This window comes from Aeromonas jandaei, assembly GCF_037890695.1.
Taxonomy (GTDB): Bacteria; Pseudomonadota; Gammaproteobacteria; order Enterobacterales; family Aeromonadaceae; genus Aeromonas; species Aeromonas jandaei.
On the sequence record NZ_CP149571.1, the window covers coordinates 2,220,200 to 2,239,255 of the forward strand.

Here is a 19,056-nt window from a genome sequence, read left to right on the forward strand (position 1 = left end):
CGGGGCGGTTTGAATATGCCGTTACTGGTTATAAATCCGTGTTTTGAACCTTTTTGAATCAATAGGAGATGCGGAATTGCGCCGCATCGGGAGCTGTGATGTCTGCAACATGTGATGCCAAGGCCGTGCCTGCCATCGGCTTTTTTGAACGTTATCTGACGGCCTGGGTCGCTCTCTGCATTCTGGTGGGGATTGGCCTCGGGCAGGGATTACCGGATCTCTTCAAGGCGATCGGCGCCATGGAGGTGGCCAAGGTCAACCTGCCGGTGGGGCTGCTGATTTGGGTGATGATCATCCCCATGCTGCTCAAGATCGACTTTGGTGCCCTGCATCAGGTGAAGGGCCATATGAAGGGAATTGGGGTCACCCTCTTTATCAACTGGCTGGTCAAGCCCTTCTCCATGGCCTTCCTTGGCTGGCTCTTTATTCGCGTGCTGTTTGCCGACTGGCTGCCAGCGGATCAGCTCGACAGCTATGTGGCGGGGCTGATCCTGCTGGCGGCGGCTCCCTGCACCGCCATGGTGTTTGTCTGGAGCCGCCTCACCAACGGCGATCCCTACTTCACCCTGTCGCAGGTGGCGGTGAACGACCTCATCATGGTGTTTGCCTTCGCCCCGCTGGTGGCGCTGCTGCTCGGGGTCTCCAGCATAGTGGTGCCGTGGGATACCCTGCTCACCTCTGTGGTGCTCTATATCGTCATCCCGGTCATCATCGCCCAACTGCTGCGCAAGGCCTTGCTGCAAAAGGGAGAGGCCCACTTTGACAGCGTCATGACCCGCATCCAGCCCTGGTCGGTGGCGGCCCTGCTGCTCACTCTGGTGCTGTTGTTCGCCTTTCAGGGCAACGCCATCATCGAGCAGCCGCTGGTTATCGCCCTGTTGGCGGTACCGATCCTGATCCAGGTGCTGTTCAACTCGGGATTGGCTTACTGGCTCAACCGCAAGGTGGGGGAGAAGCACTCGGTCGCCTGTCCTTCCGCCCTGATCGGCGCCTCCAACTTCTTCGAGCTGGCGGTGGCCGCCGCCATCAGCCTGTTCGGTTTTCACTCCGGCGCGGCGCTCGCTACCGTGGTCGGGGTGCTGATCGAGGTGCCGGTTATGCTGCTAGTGGTGCGGGTGGTTAACGCCAGCAAACCCTGGTACGAAGCGGGGCTGAGCCGCTAACTGATGGCCATTAACAGATGGCCGCCAACTGATGCTATCGATTTTCTATTCACTTGATTCATGAGAGACACGCAAATGAGTGCAATCACCATCTATCACAACCCGGAATGTGGTACCTCCCGCAACACCCTGGAGCTGATCCGCAACAGCGGCGTCGAGCCCACGGTCATCTACTATCTGGAGACGCCCCCCTTCCGTGACCAGCTGGTGGCGCTGATCGCCGTCATGGGCATGCCGGTGCGCGATCTGCTGCGCAAGAACGTGCCTCCTTACGAGGCGCTCGGTCTGGCGGAAGATCGTTTCAGCGATGATGAACTGATCGATGCCATGCTGGCCCACCCCATCCTCATCAACCGGCCTATCGTGGTCACCCCCCTCGGCACCAAGCTGTGCCGCCCGTCGGAACTGGTGCTCGATATATTGCCCGATCAGCAAAAAGGGGCCTTCGCCAAGGAAGATGGCGAGCAGGTGGTGGATGCGAGCGGCAAGCGCCTCAAGTAATCATCTGAGTACTCAAGTACGGATTGAAATAGGGCCAGCATCACGCTGGCCCTGTTTCGTTGTGTGAACGAGTTGAAAAAGTTATTTCGGCCAATCGTTTTACCGCTTTTTCTGTGACGATGATCACTGTACCATCGCCGCCCGACCTGCCACCCGGCCGCATCTCCCCCTGCGACGGCGCTGGCGTCACCCGATACATGCTGTCACCCGGAACGTGAATGACCCCAGGATGGGACCCGCCACTAACCTGTAGGTTTGTGGTCTGCGTGTCGCGTGGGTCGGCACCTCTCCCGCCGGATCGCCCGCGACGCCTGTCTGCAGACTTGCCATATGAAACTCCTCTCTTCATAGGTGCAAGATGACACTGTTATTGAGTCTGGTCGGTATGCTGGCCCTGATGTTTATCGCCTGGCTGGCCAGTGAAAACCGCCGAGCCATCCGCTGGCGAACCGTGCTGGGGGCGCTCGCCCTGCAAACCGGTTTTGCTGCTCTGGTGCTCTATTTCCCCCCCGGACAAATCATGCTCGGTGCCATGAGCAATGGCGTCTCCGCCCTGCTCGGCTTTGCCGACAGCGGTATCCGCTTCGTGTTCGGAGATCTGGCCAGCAACGGCTTTATCTTCGCCGTGCGGGTACTGCCGCTGGTGATCTTTATCAGCGCGCTGATCGCCGTGCTCTACCACTTCGGCATCATGCAGTGGGTGATCAGGGTATTGGGCGGCGCGATTCACCGCCTGCTCGGCACCAGCCGCGCCGAGTCTTTGGTGGCCACCGGCAACATATTCCTGTCGCAAGGGGAGTCGCCGCTGCTTATTCGCCCCTTCCTCGCCGGCATGACCCGCTCTGAACTCTTTGCGGTGATGACCTGCGGCATGGCCTCGGTGGCGGGCTCGGTGCTGGGCGGTTACGCCGGTCTGGGTGTGGATCTGAAGTACCTCATCGCCGCCTCCTTTATGGCGGCGCCGGGTGGCCTGCTGATGGCCAAACTGCTGGTGCCGGAGCAGCAGCAGGTGAGCGATCAGACCGAGATCACCCTCGACAAGAGCGACTACAGCAACGCCATCGATGCGCTGGCGGGTGGCGCCATGGGCGGCATGAAAATCGCTGTGGCCATCGGCACCATCCTGCTCGCCTTTGTCAGCGTTATCACCATGATCAACGCAGGTCTCACCACGGTCGGCGAGTGGTTCGGCTGGGCCGATCTCTCCTTGCAGCAGCTGCTTGGCTATCTGTTTGCCCCGGTGGCCTGGCTGATTGGCGTGCCCGCCAGCGAGATGATGGCGGCAGGATCCCTGATTGGTCAGAAGGTGATCATGAACGAGTTCGTCGCCTATCTGGACTTTGCCAATATCAAGGCAGATCTGAGCGCCCACACCCAGATCATCATCACTTTCGCCCTCTGTGGTTTCGCCAATCTGGGCTCCATTGCGGTGCAGCTGGGCTCCATCGGCACCATGGCGCCGGAGCGCCGTCACGATGTGGCCAATATGGGCTTCAAGGCGGTGCTGGCGGCGACCCTCGCCAACCTGATGAGCGCCACCCTGGCCGGGATCTTTGTCTCCCTCTGATGAGATAAAGCCAGGCTGCGCCAGTAAAAAAGCGCCCGCCCCATCTGGGGCGGGCGCTTTGCTTTATGGGCAGGGTGCTAGCGAGCGTTCGCTTCCCCCAGCCTTGGGTTGAGGGAGAGAATGCGGGTCTTGCTGACCCGGTGGCGATAGATTTCCCGCAGATAGAGCAGCGCCTTTTTCACTGATTCGCGGCTGAGGCGAATATCGTTGATGGAGACGAACTTCTCTTTCTCGCGGATAAGCTCCCGATATTTCTTCTCATACATGGGTTTGATGGCGTACCAGTTGGTATCGAGGATCTTGGCCGGGTTCTCGAACTCGTTGAGCATGCTGTCGAGCAGCTCATCGTTCCACTCCTCATTGCTGATCATCTCGATCACCGCCTTGTCCAGATGCTCATCGAAGCGATAGTGATCCTTGGCAAAGCAGCGCTTGATAAAGGCCACGATCAGGGTCAGGAAGTCATCGCTCAGGCAGGGGCTCTTGACGATCAGGGTGGTGAGGGAGATGTTCGCCGACGCCCCGATGACCAGCGCATAGCGCTTGAGGGTGGTATTGGGGAAGAGCCCGTTGAGGTGAGACTTGAGCCGGTTGAGATCCATATAGGAGAGCTTGTACTCCTTGGGCAGGGAGATGATCGACACCACGGAGGAGCAGTTCTTGAAGAAGTGCAGCTCGTTGAGGTGGGCCGGGTCATGGCCACTTTTCACATAGTCGTCCAGATACTCCCGATAGTTGCCCGCCTCGATGGGCAGCAGACTGATCCCCTCGATGGCCTGGGTCATCTTGTTGAAGTGGGGCAGCTCGATGGAACGGGTGAAGAGATCGTCCACATTGAGCCCGTCCTCCTTGTCAAACAGGCCGCCGGGGGGCGAGATAGACTCGGCATACGCCACCGCCACCGGCCCCGCCAGACTCATAAAGAGGTCGTTGGCATCGAGCCGAATGGTCTCGCTGATGTCGATGCCCGCCCGGCGAAAGTAGTTTTCGTCGTAGTCGGTGGTGACGGCCTGGGCGGTAAGAATGTTGAAGATCTGCTGGGAGATGTACTGGTTGGCGTACTTCTCCATGGTGTTGACGTCAACATGCTGGATCTCGCCATCGTCGCTCTCTTCGGCATAGCGCATGATGTCGTTGGAGATCAGCATCATGGCATTCCAGGGCCTGATCCGCTTGAGCATGCTGGCATCGCACGCCTGCTCGTTGTCGAAGTGATAGGAGAAGTCCCACTCCTCGGCCAGATACTTGCACAGCAGGCGCCCCGCGTTGATGTGCAGCGCTTCCGAGATCTCGATACCCCGATCACAGATATTGGGCAGGATGCAGATGCCGCTGGTGAAGATGGGATCGAACATGAAGTGCTCCCCGAGGGAGAGGTGCTCCTCCTCTTCTGACGGGGGGGAAAAGGTCTTGCTCATGTAGGAGTACTGCTGGGCCAGCCCGAACTCGGAGGCCATGCCGGAGCCGGTGCCGCCCCCGGCACTGAAGATGTAGAAATAGAGGCGGGACTGGTTGGCCTTGATGCCACAGGAGTCCACCAGATAGGTATGAATGGCCTGCCACTCGGAGTTGGCGAAGTAGTGGGGACTCTTGTTGAGGATGATCTTGGCCAGATACTGGCCAAGGATGGGGGCGTTACCCGCGCCTCCCGCGTGGATCTCCGACAAGTCCATCACCCGCATCTTGGCGTAATCACGCAAGGAGCCACCTTCGCCGCTGCGATTGGAGTGGCGGATGCGGCCATCGATGTCCTTGTCCAGATCCCCCAGCATCACCATGGGCTCGATCAGAAAGACCGGCCGGGCCCCGTTGTTTGGCAGCCGCAGATTGCGCCGGATCCAGCTCACCGGACCAAACTCCTTCTCCCGCTTGCGTTGCTCTTCACTGTTGAACTCATTGAGATAAAAGCTGCGGGCGTTGTAGACCAGCGAGGCCACATCCTGCGCGATGTTGGAGCCGCAGCGCCCCAGCCCCACCAGACAGACGGACGGAAAGTTGTGGGGCACGGCGGCGCCCGTTTCGCTCTCTCCGATGGCGGCGGGAAACACCGCATGGCGCAGCTGTTCCAGATTGGCGAGAATGCGGGCCAGATCCCCTTCGGTGTAGTAGAGGTAACGGTTGCCTGCGTCCTGCTCATCATCCGTGCTGATAGGTAGCAGATCGATATGCTCGGTCATGAAAAAAGATCCCTCTTGGCGGCGAATGTATATAAATCAGCAGCTTTGCACTGCCCGCTAACTCTAGATGATAAAAAGCAGGGGCGCGGTGAGAGGAGGGCGAGAGTTGTGACTGTGTGATCATGGGCACAGCAACACGCCGGAAATCTGCCGGTACGCCTCACTTGGCAACAGCGCAGCATTTTCCTTTAAAGGTTGGCCAACGCGCCGTCAGCCGCTCTTTACGCGTTCACACAAGGAGATAGCCGCAGGTGCAGGAAGAGCTGTGCTCGCTCCCGGGCGAAAGTTGAGGTAGCGCGCTTCTTATCGGCGACCCGTGATCTGCCACCGATAAAAAACCACCGACCTTTTGCAGGGAGGTGGTTTTTTATGGATCGCGGCTGATTGGGTACCCTGACTTCCGGGCCGAGCAATGGGAGCAAATCCAGGGGCGTAGGGATGCGCCTACTTCGAATGGGTGACGGGCTCTTCGGAGAGCAACTCGTTGACGAGTCCAACGGCTAGATGAATATTCGACTCCATCTTGTCGCCGTCCACCGCGTTCGCTTTCCATGACTCGGGGGCTTCGGGGTGTGGCCCGGAAACCGCCACCTTGCCTGTGCCGTATGAGCTGATCAGCGCGGCAATATGATGGTTTTGAAAATGGGCGATGACCTTGACCTGCTCGGGGCTTGGCACCGGCGTAAATTGCGGGCCGGCCTGGTAATACATCTGGCGCTCTTCACCAAGCCAGGTGATCGGGAAGATCCTGGCGCTAAAGTCGCCGTCATAATCATCGGATGTTGCAGGGACAAGGCCCAGCGCCGGCACAAAGCCCTCTTCTTCAGACCAGCCGGTGGATGCCACAAAGGCACCCCCACAGATCCCGAGGTAGCGGCCACCATTCTGCAAATAGGTTTTTAATGCCGAACGCGCGTCCGAGGTGAAGGCGTTGAGGAGCGGCTCCACATCGTCCTCTGTGCCGCCAACGATAAACACCCTGGCATTATCGAGCTCTGCAGGCAGCTCTCTGATATTGGAGAGATACCTCACTGGCAAGCCCACCTGCCTGACCACATCAGCAATCGCCTTCGTGCTATCCCCATCAGAAACCGGCCCGTTATAGATCAGCGCGTACGGCTCTTGATGCGGCTGCGCAGAGGCGGCCTCTGCCATGCATCCTGTCATTAACCAAAGGCTGATAACGCTCGCAATCTGCACGACGCTTTTTGGTACATTCATCGCTGCCACTATTCCTGTGATGTGAATCGAAGAGACTACTTATCACGATCCCGTTCTGCATGTCAGCCGCTGTTAAATGAACATTTCAAGTTAACGCGCCAACGCTGATTGGCGCTGCATTGAGCTAACAGCGAACCAATACAGTGGGCGCACTTCACCTTCACTTCACCGAGCGGGGGTAGGGTAGGCTCACGTTTTCACTTGGAGCTTTATGCTATGCCCACCATAGTCACTCACGCCGCCGTACCTCTCTGCCTTGGGCTCGGGCTTGGCAGCCGGATTATCCCTCCCCGCCTGCTGCTGGCAGGGGTTGCCATCGCCATGCTGCCCGATGCCGATGTGCTCGCCTTTAAACTGGGGGTCGCCTACGGCCATGTCTTTGGCCACCGCGGCTTTACCCACTCCCTGTTGTTTGCCTTTGCCCTGCCCACTCTGGCCATACTGTTTCACCGCCAGTTAAGGGCCCGCGCCGCCACTGTCTGGTCGTTTCTGCTGGTTTCTCTGCTCTCCCACAGCCTGCTCGATTCACTTACCACCGGCGGCAAGGGGGTTGGCTGGCTCTGGCCGTGGCGTGACGAGCGTTTCTTCGCCCCCTGGCAGGTGATCCGGGTCGCCCCCTTCAAGCTGGAGGCCTATCTCACCGCCCGAGGTGAGGCGGTGATCCTCTCCGAACTCTACTGGGTCTGGCTGCCGGGGGTTGTATTGATGCTGGTGTTGATTTTGTTGCGACTTATTGTGGCAAATCGATATCTGCAGCATCAATCCAGCCGGTAGTAACGATTTTGCCGTGAAACGCAACCTTGTAGCGGGCATGCGGAAAACTGAAATCAAGCAGGTGTACCCGATCGCCCTTGATGAGGTAACTCTTTTGTGGTTTTTCGCTCTCGGCGCTGGCATAAAAAGAGGCTCGTGCCACACCGACGGTCAGGTAGATATCAGGGAGTTTGCTATCGCAGCCGATAGCGGCAATTTTGGCAGGATGTAGAGTTTCGATACAGAAATAGGCGTAATTCTCTCGCTCGCTGATAAGTGCCAGCTTGCCGTCAGCGTTGAGCTGATAGGTTCGATCAGTATATCTGGGGCCGGATTTCATCGAACTCTCGATCTTGTCTGACATCAGCTCGGGATTAGCAATTTCATCATTGGTCGCGAGTGAACAATCGTTACCCACCAATTTCACCAGACGATGGAATATATTCACACCACCATAACCAGAGCTTACCGGGAGTGTCAGCAAACTAAAGTGTGGATAGTCGTAGCGTTGCACGGGGCTTTTGATATCCCCCATACCATCTTGCTCAAACGTAAGCATTTGATTGGCGCAGCGTAATGTTATCTTGTTATCTTGCTGGCTAAGTTGCACCTGCTGAGTGAGTAAAATGCTATGGTCATGTTCAAGCGAAATGGCTACCGGTGCCGGTTCAATCGCCATCGTATGGGGTGAAAATAGAAGTAGTGAGAGTAGGAACAGGATCATCATTGGCGCCACCGTAATAAAATGGTTTTGTTATAAATAAACTTTCTTTAGATACTGAATACGTTCTTGTAGCATATCTATTTGGCACTCCATCTTCGCTTCATTTCTCTGTGCTCCACCACTATTTAATGTGTAATAGGCTTTGCAGTTTTCATCCCAAAATAAAAGCCAGGCCCGTTGACTCTGGATGAGAGTTTTTCGTATTTCTCCTTTGCTTACGTAACTGTCGTCAAAACCGCCAGATGCATTTTTTTGTAATATGGATTGATAAGTTTTGTTTAACTCCTTATCTGCTGCCAATAGGTCTGCTTCCAGTTTGCACATAGCAGAAGGAAGATTGCAGATAGCATTATCATTGACTGTCTTTCCAAAAGCAGTCATGGTCGCGAACATTGTGGTGAGGATGATAAAAATAATCTTTGCTATGAGTGAATTACTCTTTGATAAGATTGATGCAAAGTAACTTGTTCTATAATTGTACATGGTGTGACCAATATGCTTGAGTTGATATTATATTTTTTAGAACGAATGTTCGCAAATAATTGTCGCTCGCTTATTGTAACGGTATTTCTTGGGAAATGGAGACGCAGCTCTACCATATAATCAGTTAGATATTTTATATAACTTGTCGTAATAGAAGTTGTCAAAATCCGTGATCGTTTTAAGGGTGAATGGAGCCGGGAGTTTGAAGCGCTTCCAAGTTTCCTTGAAGATCTCGTCACCATCTTCTTGAGCATCCTGATTGATGTTCTCCTTTATTAATATTTTTTTGGTTGAGAAGTTAATGCTCGTCATCCGCTCAACGAGGGGGCCGCGGTTTTCACTCATGTCGTAGCCAATCAATTCGAAACCGGCGTTCTGATATCTGAATTTGTAAGACCAGTAACCATAACGTCCATGGCCATAGTGAATTTGCAAGATCCCTTTTTCTACGGAGACCCAAAGCTCAGGGGCAAAATAGACACCACCATCTTCATTTTCCGAGGAGAAACAGTTTGGATTTTCGAGAGCCAGCTCATAGTGATCCCCCTTCTTGAACGCGATGATAAGTCCTCGTCGATTACGATCCAGCTCACCACGGTGTTCATCAACAATGACATTGCGCTTGTCAGTGCCCTTGACGACGATGACCATATCACTCTGGCCATTCTTGTTTAAATCCCCCTCGATTTTCTCAAAGACAACATATCCCTTGGGAACAAAATCGAGCGGGTCTTTGGCTTTCAGGGAGGCACCTTCGGCTAAAACTTGTGCTTGCAACAGCATTAAAAGCAGTAATAACCCTTTTCATAACCATTCCGTTTTCGTATGACTCTATAGATTGTGAATGATGCGTAAGATGGATACCCATGGCAAGCGCTTTGAGACACGAATAGAGACGAGTCTGCCTGCTCATAGGAATACCCCAAGCATTCCGCCACCTGCTGGTCTCGCTACTCTCCCACAGCCTGCTCGATTCCCTCACCACCGGCGGCAAGGGGGTTGGCTGGCTCTGGCCGTGGCGTGATGAGCGCTTCTTCGCCCCTGGCAGGTGATCCGGGTCGCCCCCTTCAAGCTGGAGGCCTATCTCACCGCCCGAGGTGAGGCGGTGATCCTCTCCGAGCTCTACTGGGTCTGGCTGCCGGGGGTTGTATTGATGCTGTTATTGATGGGGTGGCGGGTGTGGGGAAGGGGGCGGTAGTGGTGGGGTTGGAAAGAGTTGTTGGATATATTGTGGCTGAGTAAAAAACTGGGCACCTATCTTTTGTGTTATGGCTGCGCTACGCCTTGCTCAGAAAGGTGGGTGTGCTGACTTCTCTCTTCCAATAATGGACAAGATTTATGAAATGTTGGTTGAGTTTCTAACAGAGATTAAGGAAAAGGATTAAGAGCACTAAATACAGGTGTTCATAGTTAAACTTTTTGTTTTGGGGCCTTCTGGCCTTTTTTTCATTTTTTCGTGGCACAGTTTCTGTATCTGATTTTTTTCATGCTCATGCTATAGTACTGTGTGATTAAACGCACAGGAAACAGGGTATGGATGAAATACTTGAATTGTTGAAACGGATTTCTAAGTATCGTGAGCAGTTGGAAGGTACCACGGATCGGATCACACAAGATGTTCTAAAACACAATATAGAGATATTAGCCAAACAGCTATCACAAAAAATGAGTCGTACCGATGATGAAATGAGTGATGTTTTTGTGGCTGCTGGTGATTTTGGTGTTATTCCTTGGGAAAGTTTCGAGGAGTATCTTAAAGCAACATCTAAAACTCCCTAATGTGGTGCTATAATAATTTAAAGGTTCAGTTCAGCCTATTGCCATGAATGAATCAGACCTTGGACCCCCATCTATTGTGTTCTGGCTATGCTACTCCTTGCTCAGAAAGGTGGGTGTCCCAGATTTGTTGGCGCAGCTTTTCTGCGTTCGGAACCACAGGTGCGCAGCTGATTTTCTTGTTATACGATGCAACAAGCTTCTTTCAATCCTTGCCCCAACTTATTAAGGATTACCAACAGGGCCTCAACATCTTTTTTTGAGACCACGATTCGTTGACCTACCTTATATGAACTATCATTAGACTTAGTAATATACCTGTCATCCACAATTCCTTCGTTATGAGCAAGCAAGTGGCGTTTTTGAAATAGTATATTTAACTCATTAATTTCAGAAGGGGATAGCCAATCGCTATAGGTTTTATCAATGGCGTTTGCCCATAAGCTACTGCCTTGCTCAAGCCTTTGAAATGCATTGAATGGTGCTTTTCCAAATGGTTCATATAATCCTTCACAGAACTTTTGAAATGCCACAACACCATCAGAAATACTGGTTTCCAATAAAGAGCGGCAAGTTAATTCGGCATCGTCTTTAGTTGACGCTTCGATTAGCGCTTTCCTTACTACATCTATGTTATCCGATTTAGCCTTAATTTTTCTTAGCGAATCGCTAAATGTTTTCGTGACAGAGTTGTGCCCGCACGCAGGGCAGAAATAAGCGCTCCCTAAAACTGAAAAACGTGAATTGCACTTCTCGCACGTAATTTCTAATTCCATCGCTTCAGCGGCTTTCGCTGGAATAGTATATGTCCTAACGTTTGAATAATTGTGCTTCATGTTAATTGAGACTAAACTATTTTTAGACTGGCTACGATTAAACTTTTTCACCATATCAGAAAGAGATTTGTTTATTAACCCCTTTGCTATATTTATAGCTTCTTCTTTAGCATGTTCGATTTGAGCAATTGTAAACCAATTGTCTGCAGGAGCTTCGTGCCCGCACATCGGGCACCAAACCGATTCATCTTTAAAAAGATTAATCCAGTCGTCACTGTTCACTTTAAAAAGAAATTCACAATCCTCTGATGGGCATTGTTTGTCGATATAGCCCTTTTCATCGGAATTTATGCCTACGGATACTGATTTCAGATTTTCAAGTTCTTTAAAGGAATCTGACATTTACTCCACTCCGCTGAAAGTCGTATAACAGTGATTAGATAGACAGTCGCACCAATCCGATAGTAGAGCCTTCCATATGCCTCAGCCCTGATAGTTGCCATGGAAAAAATTAAATAAAATATCATCAGTATGCCTCTGATATTTTAATATATTTGCTTGATCTCCTTGTTTAACGCTTCTATTACCCTTGTGTAAAGAAACAGCGAAGGAGTCGGTGATGGCAAGCATCAGCAAGGCTACCGCCCCTGAGTGACAGCCCCCAGTTCGCTGCTGTTAACCTGCGAGATTGCAACAATCGCTGTCATGGCGTTCTTCCGATAGATTGATTGTCATTCGGGTATCTTAAGGGGGATGGTCGTGCGTTGAGAAGCGTGTTTTGGTGGGAATCTGTGTTGGATCAATAAATTAGTCATTAGTAGTGTTCAATGTGAGCAAATAGGGTTGACGTAGACTTCCCTCACCCCAGCCCTCTCCCGGAGGGCGAGGGGGCAAACAGCTAGGAGCTGCAAGCGGGTGCAAGCGAGATAAAAAGAAAGGGAGCCGGTCAGGCTCCCTTTCTCATGGTTATGGCGTGGTTATGTGAACTGGCAGATCAGGGTCACAACCAGCTGACCCCAAATCCAACCTTATCTATTGGTCGCGGCCTTCATCCCTTCCACAAACTCCTTCAGACGAGTGAGCATATGCTCCGGGTTCTGGTGATGGGTCTCGATGATCTTCACCACGGCGGAGCCGGAGATGGCACCGGCGGCGCCAGCGGCGATGGCCTCACGCACCTGAGCCGGTTCGCTGATGCCAAAGCCGAGCAGGGCGGGGGGCGCATTAAACTCGCGCAGGGTGTTGATCAGTCCCTCCACCGGCATGCCGGCCTTGGTCTCGGCACCGGTGACGCCAGCTCGGCTCACCAGATAGGTGTAACCATTGCCGAGCTCCGCCACCTGTTTCAGGGTCTCGGCGTCGCCATTGGGCGGGGCGATAAAGATGCTGTCGATACCGAACTTGTCGGCGGCCGCCTTGTAGGGGGCGCACATCTGTACCGGCACGTCGGCAACCAGCACCGAATCCACGCCAGCCTGCTGGCACTTCTCGTAAAAGCCGTCGATTTTGCGCACATAGACCAGGTTGGCGTAGACCAGCAGGCCAATGGGCAGCTGCGGGTACTTGGCGCGGATGCGGCCGAGCAGCTCGAAGCAGTCGTCCGGGGTGGTGTGGCTGGCAAAAGCGCGCAGAGCGGCGCCCTGAATGGTGGGGCCATCCGCTACCGGATCGGAGAAGGGAATGCCGAGCTCGAGGGCATCGGCGCCCCCTGCGACCAGCGCATCGACGATGGCCAGCGAGAGTTCAGGAGTGGGATCTCCCAGCATCACGAACGGCACAAAGGCGCCCTGATTGGCCGCGTCCAGACGGGAGAAGAGTTGTGCGTAACGGTTCATGACAAGGTTCCTTCTTTCTCGAAAATGTCAGCGACGGTGAAGATATCTTTGTCGCCACGGCCGGAGAGGTTGACGATGAGCACCTGCTCTTTTTCCGGTTCACTGCGGGCCATCTTGAGGGCGTGGGCCAGCGCGTGGGAGGACTCCAGTGCCGGTATGATCCCTTCGGATTTGGCCAGCTCCTGGAAGGCGTCCAGCGCCTCCTTGTCGGTCACCGAGGGGTACTCGGCGCGGCCGATGGCGGCCAGATGGGCGTGCTGCGGGCCGACGGAGGGGAAGTCGAGCCCCGCCGAGACAGAGTAGGACTCCTGAATTTGGCCCTGATTGTCTTGCATCAGGTAGGAGTGCATGCCAAAGAAGACCCCCTTGCTGCCGTGACCGAGCGGCGCACCGTGCTCGCCGCTCTCGATACCGTGACCGCCTGGCTCGACGCCGATGAGGCGCACCGACGGCTCATCGATAAAGTCGGCAAACATGCCGATGGCATTCGAGCCGCCGCCGACGCAGGCGATCACCGCATCGGGCAAGCGCTCTTCTTTCTCGAAGCACTGGGCTTTGGCCTCTTCGCCGATCATCTTCTGGAACTCCCGCACGATAGTGGGGAAGGGGTGGGGGCCGGCGGCGGTGCCGAGCAGGTAGTGGGCCGACTCGTAGTTGGCAGCCCAGTCGCGCAGCGCCTCGTTGCAGGCATCTTTGAGGGTGCTGGAGCCGGAGTGCACCGGAATGACGGTGGCGCCCATCAGCTTCATGCGAAAGACGTTGGGCTTCTGGCGTTCGCAATCCTTGGCACCCATATAGACCCGGCACTTGAGGCCGAGCAGGGCACAGGCCAGCGCAGTGGCCACGCCGTGCTGGCCAGCACCGGTCTCGGCGATGATCTCGCTCTTGCCCATCCGCTTGGCCAGCAGCGCCTGACCCAGCACCTGGTTGGTCTTGTGGGCGCCGCCGTGCAGCAGATCTTCACGCTTGAGATAGAGGCGGGTCTTGGTGCCTTTGGTCAGATTACGGGTCAGGGTGAGCGGGGTCGGGCGACCGGCATACTCGGTCAGCAGGGACTGAAACTCGGCGATAAAGGCCGGATCATCCTTGGCATCGACAAAGGCTTTCTCCAGCTGGAGCAGGGCTGGGATAAGGATTTGGGGCACGTACATGCCGCCAAATTCGCCGAAAAACGGGTTGAGCAGGGTCATAGACTATTCCTTGTATTTATAGGCTTAAGCGATTCATTCATTTGGTGCATGTGTTTGGCGGGTTCTCAGCGCTCTTTCACAGCTGGCGCAGTGCGCCGAAGGCGGCTGCAATCTTGTGCGCATCCTTCTGGCCCGGGGCACTCTCCACCCCGGAGTTGAAATCAAGGCCGAGGCAGCCCACTTGCGCCGCCTGCAGGGCGTTGTCGGGATTGAGGCCGCCCGCCAGCATCAACTTGCTCTTGTCGAGCGTGGCCAGCATGGCCCAGTCGAACGCTTGACCGGTGCCGCCGCTCTGGCTGCCCACTTTGGTATCCAGCAGCAGGCGATCGGCCGGGTAGTCGAGGGCGGGCAGCGGCTCGCCACTTGTGACTCCAACTGCCTTCCAGATCTGGCAGCCAGCCGGCAGCAGCGCGCGCAATCCCTCGAGATAGGCGGCATCTTCATCCCCGTGCAGCTGCACCGCAGCGAGCCCCAGCGCCTCCACCGTCTTGACGATGGTGGCGGGCTGGGAGTTGCGAAATACCCCGACGTAAGAGAGCGGCGCGCCCGCCATCACGGCGCGAGCGGCGGGGATGTCCACATAGCGCGGGCTTTTGGCAACAAAGATAAGACCCCCAAATACCGCACCCGCCTGATGGGCGGCGGCGGCATCTTCGGCGCGGGTCAGGCCGCACACCTTGTTCTGGCCCAGTACCAGCTTGCGCACCGCAGCCTCCAGATCCGGCTCGGCCATCAGGGATGAGCCCACCAGAAAGCCCTTGGCGTGGTGGCGCAGATCCGCTACCTGGGCGCGGTGGTTGATGCCGGACTCGCTGATCACTACCCGATCGCTTGGAATGTCTTTGGCCAGCTGTTTGGTGCGGTTGAGATCGACGCTCAAATCCCGCAGATCCCGGTTGTTGATGCCAATCACCGGTGCCCCCAGCGCGATGGCACGGGTCAGCTCCTCCTCGTTGCTCACCTCGGTGAGCACGCCCAGACCCAGCTCCTTGGCCACCGCGAACAGGGCGCGATAGCCCTCGTCGGTGAGCACCGAGAGCATCAAGAGGATGGCGTCCGCCTGATAGTGGCGGGCCAGATAGACCTGATAGGGGTCAATCATGAAATCCTTGCAGAGCACCGGCTGGCTGACGCGGCTGCGTACCCGCGGCAAAAAGGCGAAATCCCCCTGAAAGAACTTCTCGTCGGTCAGCACCGAGATGGCGGTGGCGTATTTGCCATAGATGTCGGCGATCGCTTCCGGGCTGAAATCGTCGCGGATCAAGCCCTTGGAGGGGGAGGCCTTCTTGCACTCCAGAATAAAGCGGGTGGAGCCCGCCTTGAGCGCCCCGACGAAATCCCGATCGCTGGGGGTCAGCGTGCTCTGGAAGCTCTCCAGCGGCTGGGCCAGTTTGCGGGCGGCAACCCACTCCTGCTTGGCCGCCACGATTTTGCCGAGAATGGTCTGGCTGATAGAGGCCATGTTCAGAAAAGCATGGGGGGCAATAAGGTCTGACATCTCGTTATCCTTGCGAAACTGGCTCTTGCCCTGCGGGCGTTCTGAATGACTGTTGTGCAACATGGCGGCTGACATCATGCCTCCTGATGACCCGCTTCCTGATGGCTCAAAGTGGCCAGCCGAGCAGCCAGATCCGCTGCCTTGCCGCTTGCCAGCACCGCCAGCACCTCGGCCGCCGCGCTCTTGAGATCCTTCGCCTTGCCCGCCATCAGCAGCAGCGGTGCCACATTGGCGGCAATGGCGGCGTTGTGGGCCGGGGTGCCACGCCCCTCCAGAATGGCGGCGGTGATGGCGCGGTTCTCTTCCGGTTCCCCGCCCTGAATGGCGCTGACCGGATAGGTCTCGAGGCCAAAGTCAGCCGGGGTGATCATAAATTCGCGGATCTCGCCGTCACGGATCTGGGCCACCTGGGTCGGGCCGTGGATGGCGATTTCATCCAGCCCGGCACCGTGCACCACCATACCGGTTTTCAGCCCCAGTGCCAGCAGGGTTTCTGCGATGGGGCGCACCAGTTCGGGGGCATAGACCCCCATCAGCTGATAGGTGGGGCGAGCGGGGTTGATAAGCGGCCCCAGCACGTTGAACAGGGTGCGGGTCTTGAGGGCCTGACGCACCGGCATGGCGTGGCGCACCCCGGCGTGGTACTGGGGGGCGAACAGGAAGCAGATGCCGAGCTCATCCAGACAGCGGCGCGCCTGTGCCGGGCTCATGTCTAGCTTGATGCCCATCTTGTCGAGCAGATCGCTCGAACCCGACTTGCTCGAGACCGAGCGGTTGCCGTGCTTGGCCACTTTCAGGCCGCAGGCGGCGGCGACCAGCGCCGAGGTGGTGGAGACGTTGATGGTGTTGAGGCCATCGCCACCGGTGCCGACGATGTCGCAAAATTCATAATCCGGACGCGGGAAGTCGCGCGCTTCAGCCAAGAGGGCCTCGGCGGCGCCGGCGATCTCCTCCGGGGTCTCCCCCTTGATCTTGAGGGCGGTCAATAAACTGGCGAGAACTATGGGATCCACTTCGCCACGTACCACCTGGCCGAAGGCGTCGCGGGTACTTTCACGGCTCAGAGACTGACCCTGATAGAGGGTGTTGAGATGATGATGCATGTTGGTCTCCTTACCTTAACGCACGCTGCTTTCTGGGCGGGTGATATGGGCGAGCGCCTGAGTCAGCAGACGGGCCCCTTCCGAGGTCATGATGGATTCCGGGTGGAACTGGAAGCCCAGCACCCGCTCATCCTGCTGCTCGATGGCCATGGGCATGCCCTGATAGTGGGCAATCACCGTCAGCTCTTCCGGTACATAGGTAGCGACCAGCGAGTGATAGCGGGCTACCGGCAGCGGGCTCGGCAGGCCGGCGAAGGCGCCGTGGCCGTTGTGCTCAATCAGCGAACGCTTGCCGTGGACGATCTCGCCCGCCGCGCCGACGGTGCCGCCGTAGGCTTCGCACAGGGCCTGATGACCGAGGCAGATACCGAGGATGGGCACCTGACCACGAGCCAGCTTGATGAGGTCGATGAGGCAACCCGCCTCGTGGGGGGCGCCCGGCCCCGGGGAGAGCACCAGCACGGCATCCCCTTCGCAGGCGGCGATTTCGCTCATGATGCGGCTGGCCGGCAGGCTGTTGCGGTAGATCCGCACCGGATAGCCGAGGGAGCGGAACTGGTCGACGAGGTTGTAGGTAAATGAATCGAAGTTGTCGAGCAGGAAGATGTTAGTCATGGCTCACGTCCTTATGTTGCTCCTGCTGGGCGCTCAGGGCTTGCAGGGAGGTGCCATGGCTGGCGGCGATGGCGGCCAGCACGGCGGCCGCCTTGGCGCGGGTTTCGTCCGCTTCGGCTTGCGGCTTGGAGTCATAGACCACCCCGGCACCGGCCTGCACATGGGCCACGCCATCTTTCACGAAAGCAGAACGAATGACGATGCAGGTATCCATCTCGCCGGCGCCGTTGATGTAGCCGACCGCGCCGCCGTAGCTGCCGCGGCGCTTGCCTTCCACCATGCGAATAAGCTCGCTGGCGCGGATTTTGGGGGCGCCGGTGAGGGTGCCCATGTTCATGCAGGCCTGATAGGCGTGCAGGGCGTCAAGGTCGGAACGCAGGGTGCCGACCACCTTGGAGACCAGATGCATCACGTGGCTGTAGCGATCCACTTTCAGCAGCTCCTTGACGTAGCGGGTGCCGGGCTCCGAGATGCGGGCGATGTCGTTGCGGCCCAGATCTACCAGCATCAGGTGCTCGGCTACCTCTTTCTCGTCTTGACGCAGTTCCAGCTCGATGCGGCCGTCGAGATCCCGGTTGATGCTGCCATCCGGGTTGAAGCCGCGGCGACGGGTACCGGCGATGGGGTACATCTCCACGTCGCGGCTGGTGGCGCAGAACTTCACCGCGCTCTCGGGGGAGGCGCCAAACAGGGTGAAGCCCTCATCCTGCACGTAGAACATATAGGGGCTGGGGTTGGTCTGTTTGAGGCGGCGATAGGCGGCGATGGGGCTGGGGCAGGGCAGGGAGAAGCAGCGGGACGGCACCACCTGGAAGATGTCACCGCGGCGGATAAAGCCCTTGAGCTTCTCCACCTCGGCGCAGAACTGCTTGTCGCTCTTGTCCACGCTGATGCCGCCACTCAGGGCTGGCGTGACCGGCTCCTGTTGCGGCGCCTGCTGGCAGGCTTGCTTGAACCGGGCGAGACGCTCGCTCAGGCGGTGGTATCTGTCCTCCACCCGGCTCTCGTCGCTGTCGCCGCCAAAGATGCAGGCAATCAGCTGGGTGGTGCGCTCGATATGGTCGATGGTGATCAGGGTTTCGGCCACGTAGAAGCAGTAGTCGGGGCAGTCGTTGCTCCCCTGTGGCACCTCGGGCAGATCTTCAAAAGAGGCGATGAGGTCGTAGGCGAAACTGCCCGCCATAAACAGGGCCTCTTTGCCGAGCTGGCAATCGAGCTCCCGTTGCAGGGTGCGCAGCACGTCCAGCACGCTGATCCCCTTCAGGCGGCTATCTTCATCCTGCTCCCGATCGGAGGCCGGGAAGTCGAGTTGCAGCTCGCCGGCCACCAGGCTCTGGATAACGGCGGTGGGCAGGCGCTCGGTCAGCAGGCTCTGCAACTGGGCACCGTTGTCATTGAGGCTGCGTACCCGCACGGTGCGGCCGCGGCACTCGATGCGCAGGCAGGCATCGATCAGTAGCAGGCTCTGTTTGCCTGCCTTGGAGTCGATCTCGACTGATTCCAGCAGCAGGGTGTTGGGACGCTGCTGGCAAAACTCGCTGTAGAGCGCCAGTGGATCGGCCACATAGGGGGCGTTGAGTTTGAGGGTATCGAATTCACCCAGAGGAAGGCGGTGCGTGGCTGTCATAGTGCGTTCCCTTGCGTGTGATGCGTGTTACCGATGTTCATGACGTC

Annotated in this window: 17 protein-coding genes and 1 pseudogene; 6 read left to right on the forward strand and 12 right to left on the reverse strand. The window is 56.7% G+C overall.

The window, feature by feature from the left end; genetic code table 11:
• Positions 1–98 precede the first annotated feature (98 nt).
• From arsB to WE862_RS10750, 3 genes are all read left to right on the forward strand, one after another.
• On the forward strand, positions 99–1,163 hold the full coding sequence (arsB, locus tag WE862_RS10740; protein ID WP_042030548.1) for an ACR3 family arsenite efflux transporter: 1,065 nt from the start codon (positions 99–101) through the stop codon (positions 1,161–1,163).
• A gap of 75 nt (positions 1,164–1,238) precedes the next feature.
• Positions 1,239–1,664, forward strand: a complete 426-nt coding sequence (arsC, locus tag WE862_RS10745; RefSeq protein WP_082035434.1) for a glutaredoxin-dependent arsenate reductase — start codon at positions 1,239–1,241, stop codon at positions 1,662–1,664.
• A gap of 358 nt (positions 1,665–2,022) precedes the next feature.
• Positions 2,023–3,231, forward strand: coding sequence for a NupC/NupG family nucleoside CNT transporter (locus tag WE862_RS10750; RefSeq protein WP_021230483.1), 1,209 nt, complete (start codon positions 2,023–2,025; stop codon positions 3,229–3,231).
• Positions 3,232–3,308: 77 nt separating this feature from the next.
• On the opposite strand, the gene WE862_RS10755 is transcribed toward WE862_RS10750, so the two are convergent.
• Both WE862_RS10755 and WE862_RS10760 read right to left on the reverse strand, forming a co-directional pair.
• A complete protein-coding gene (locus tag WE862_RS10755; protein WP_042030546.1) occupies positions 3,309–5,408 on the reverse strand; it encodes a hypothetical protein in 2,100 nt (699 codons plus the stop codon).
• 444 nt (positions 5,409–5,852) lie between these two features.
• Positions 5,853–6,629: a BPL-N domain-containing protein gene (locus WE862_RS10760; protein ID WP_042030545.1), complete on the reverse strand. Its 777-nt coding sequence runs from the start codon at positions 6,627–6,629 to the stop codon at positions 5,853–5,855.
• A gap of 216 nt (positions 6,630–6,845) precedes the next feature.
• Here WE862_RS10760 and WE862_RS10765 point away from each other — a divergent pair, with 216 nt between their 5' ends.
• Positions 6,846–7,403: a metal-dependent hydrolase gene (locus tag WE862_RS10765; RefSeq protein WP_042030544.1), complete on the forward strand. Its 558-nt coding sequence runs from the start codon at positions 6,846–6,848 to the stop codon at positions 7,401–7,403.
• On the opposite strand, the gene WE862_RS10770 is transcribed toward WE862_RS10765, so the two are convergent.
• The 3 genes from WE862_RS10770 to WE862_RS10780 form a co-directional block, all read right to left on the reverse strand.
• Positions 7,360–8,109, reverse strand: coding sequence for a hypothetical protein (locus tag WE862_RS10770; RefSeq protein ID WP_042030543.1), 750 nt, complete (start codon positions 8,107–8,109; stop codon positions 7,360–7,362). The two genes, WE862_RS10765 and WE862_RS10770, sit on opposite strands and share 44 nt — an antisense overlap.
• A 27-nt stretch (positions 8,110–8,136) precedes the next feature.
• On the reverse strand, positions 8,137–8,487 hold the full coding sequence (locus WE862_RS10775; RefSeq protein WP_158025292.1) for a lysozyme inhibitor LprI family protein: 351 nt from the start codon (positions 8,485–8,487) through the stop codon (positions 8,137–8,139).
• 222 nt (positions 8,488–8,709) lie between these two features.
• Entirely contained in the window at positions 8,710–9,372 is a 663-nt protein-coding gene (locus WE862_RS10780; protein WP_042030540.1) for a hypothetical protein, read from the reverse strand.
• Positions 9,373–9,527: 155 nt separating this feature from the next.
• On the opposite strand from WE862_RS10780, the pseudogene WE862_RS10785 reads away from it, so the two are divergent.
• Both WE862_RS10785 and WE862_RS10790 read left to right on the forward strand, forming a co-directional pair.
• Positions 9,528–9,787: pseudogene (locus WE862_RS10785) on the forward strand (metal-dependent hydrolase); the annotation flags it as partial.
• Positions 9,788–10,122: 335 nt separating this feature from the next.
• Complete coding sequence (locus WE862_RS10790) at positions 10,123–10,368, forward strand: hypothetical protein (RefSeq protein WP_042032436.1); 246 nt, start codon at positions 10,123–10,125, stop codon at positions 10,366–10,368.
• 179 nt (positions 10,369–10,547) lie between these two features.
• Here the strand turns inward: WE862_RS10790 and WE862_RS10795 are convergent, their stop codons facing one another.
• From WE862_RS10795 to WE862_RS10825, 7 genes are all read right to left on the reverse strand, one after another.
• The gene (locus tag WE862_RS10795) at positions 10,548–11,543 is read right to left on the reverse strand and encodes a hypothetical protein (RefSeq protein ID WP_082035504.1); all 996 of its coding nucleotides are present in this window, start codon (positions 11,541–11,543) and stop codon (positions 10,548–10,550) included.
• A 626-nt stretch (positions 11,544–12,169) separates the two neighbouring features.
• Positions 12,170–12,976 carry a tryptophan synthase subunit alpha gene (gene trpA / locus WE862_RS10800; RefSeq protein ID WP_042032437.1) on the reverse strand — a complete coding sequence of 269 codons (807 nt, stop codon included), beginning with the start codon at positions 12,974–12,976 and terminating at the stop codon, positions 12,170–12,172.
• Positions 12,973–14,166: a tryptophan synthase subunit beta gene (trpB, locus tag WE862_RS10805; protein WP_005347359.1), complete on the reverse strand. Its 1,194-nt coding sequence runs from the start codon at positions 14,164–14,166 to the stop codon at positions 12,973–12,975. The genes trpA and trpB overlap by 4 nt, the downstream gene beginning before the upstream one ends.
• Before the next feature lie 76 nt (positions 14,167–14,242).
• A complete protein-coding gene (gene trpCF, locus WE862_RS10810; protein WP_042032439.1) occupies positions 14,243–15,739 on the reverse strand; it encodes a bifunctional indole-3-glycerol-phosphate synthase TrpC/phosphoribosylanthranilate isomerase TrpF in 1,497 nt (498 codons plus the stop codon).
• Positions 15,739–16,767 carry an anthranilate phosphoribosyltransferase gene (trpD, locus tag WE862_RS10815; protein WP_042032441.1) on the reverse strand — a complete coding sequence of 343 codons (1,029 nt, stop codon included), beginning with the start codon at positions 16,765–16,767 and terminating at the stop codon, positions 15,739–15,741. Before trpD ends, trpCF begins: the two co-directional genes overlap by 1 nt.
• Positions 16,768–16,782: 15 nt before the next feature.
• Positions 16,783–17,382, reverse strand: a complete 600-nt coding sequence (locus WE862_RS10820) for an aminodeoxychorismate/anthranilate synthase component II (RefSeq protein WP_005359135.1) — start codon at positions 17,380–17,382, stop codon at positions 16,783–16,785.
• Positions 17,375–19,009, reverse strand: a complete 1,635-nt coding sequence (locus WE862_RS10825; RefSeq protein WP_042032443.1) for an anthranilate synthase component 1 — start codon at positions 19,007–19,009, stop codon at positions 17,375–17,377. Before WE862_RS10825 ends, WE862_RS10820 begins: the two co-directional genes overlap by 8 nt.
• Positions 19,010–19,056 lie beyond the last annotated feature (47 nt).

Excerpts from the sequence above, each read along its gene's own strand:
- WE862_RS10770 (WP_042030543.1), bottom strand. The coding sequence starts at position 8,109 with ATGATGATCCTGTTCCTACTCTCACTACTTCTATTTTCACCCCATACG.
- arsB (WP_042030548.1), top strand. The coding sequence starts at position 99 with ATGTCTGCAACATGTGATGCCAAGGCCGTGCCTGCCATCGGCTTTTTT.
- WE862_RS10820 (WP_005359135.1), bottom strand. The coding sequence starts at position 17,382 with ATGACTAACATCTTCCTGCTCGACAACTTCGATTCATTTACCTACAAC.
- WE862_RS10775 (WP_158025292.1), bottom strand. The coding sequence starts at position 8,487 with ATGACTGCTTTTGGAAAGACAGTCAATGATAATGCTATCTGCAATCTT.
- WE862_RS10795 (WP_082035504.1), bottom strand. The coding sequence starts at position 11,543 with ATGTCAGATTCCTTTAAAGAACTTGAAAATCTGAAATCAGTATCCGTA.
- WE862_RS10760 (WP_042030545.1), bottom strand. The coding sequence starts at position 6,629 with ATGAATGTACCAAAAAGCGTCGTGCAGATTGCGAGCGTTATCAGCCTT.
- arsC (WP_082035434.1), top strand. The coding sequence starts at position 1,239 with ATGAGTGCAATCACCATCTATCACAACCCGGAATGTGGTACCTCCCGC.
- trpCF (WP_042032439.1), bottom strand. The coding sequence starts at position 15,739 with ATGTCAGCCGCCATGTTGCACAACAGTCATTCAGAACGCCCGCAGGGC.
- trpD (WP_042032441.1), bottom strand. The coding sequence starts at position 16,767 with ATGCATCATCATCTCAACACCCTCTATCAGGGTCAGTCTCTGAGCCGT.
- WE862_RS10755 (WP_042030546.1), bottom strand. The coding sequence starts at position 5,408 with ATGACCGAGCATATCGATCTGCTACCTATCAGCACGGATGATGAGCAG.
- WE862_RS10790 (WP_042032436.1), top strand. The coding sequence starts at position 10,123 with ATGGATGAAATACTTGAATTGTTGAAACGGATTTCTAAGTATCGTGAG.
- WE862_RS10765 (WP_042030544.1), top strand. The coding sequence starts at position 6,846 with ATGCCCACCATAGTCACTCACGCCGCCGTACCTCTCTGCCTTGGGCTC.
- WE862_RS10780 (WP_042030540.1), bottom strand. The coding sequence starts at position 9,372 with ATGCTGTTGCAAGCACAAGTTTTAGCCGAAGGTGCCTCCCTGAAAGCC.
- trpA (WP_042032437.1), bottom strand. The coding sequence starts at position 12,976 with ATGAACCGTTACGCACAACTCTTCTCCCGTCTGGACGCGGCCAATCAG.
- WE862_RS10750 (WP_021230483.1), top strand. The coding sequence starts at position 2,023 with ATGACACTGTTATTGAGTCTGGTCGGTATGCTGGCCCTGATGTTTATC.
- trpB (WP_005347359.1), bottom strand. The coding sequence starts at position 14,166 with ATGACCCTGCTCAACCCGTTTTTCGGCGAATTTGGCGGCATGTACGTG.
- WE862_RS10825 (WP_042032443.1), bottom strand. The coding sequence starts at position 19,009 with ATGACAGCCACGCACCGCCTTCCTCTGGGTGAATTCGATACCCTCAAA.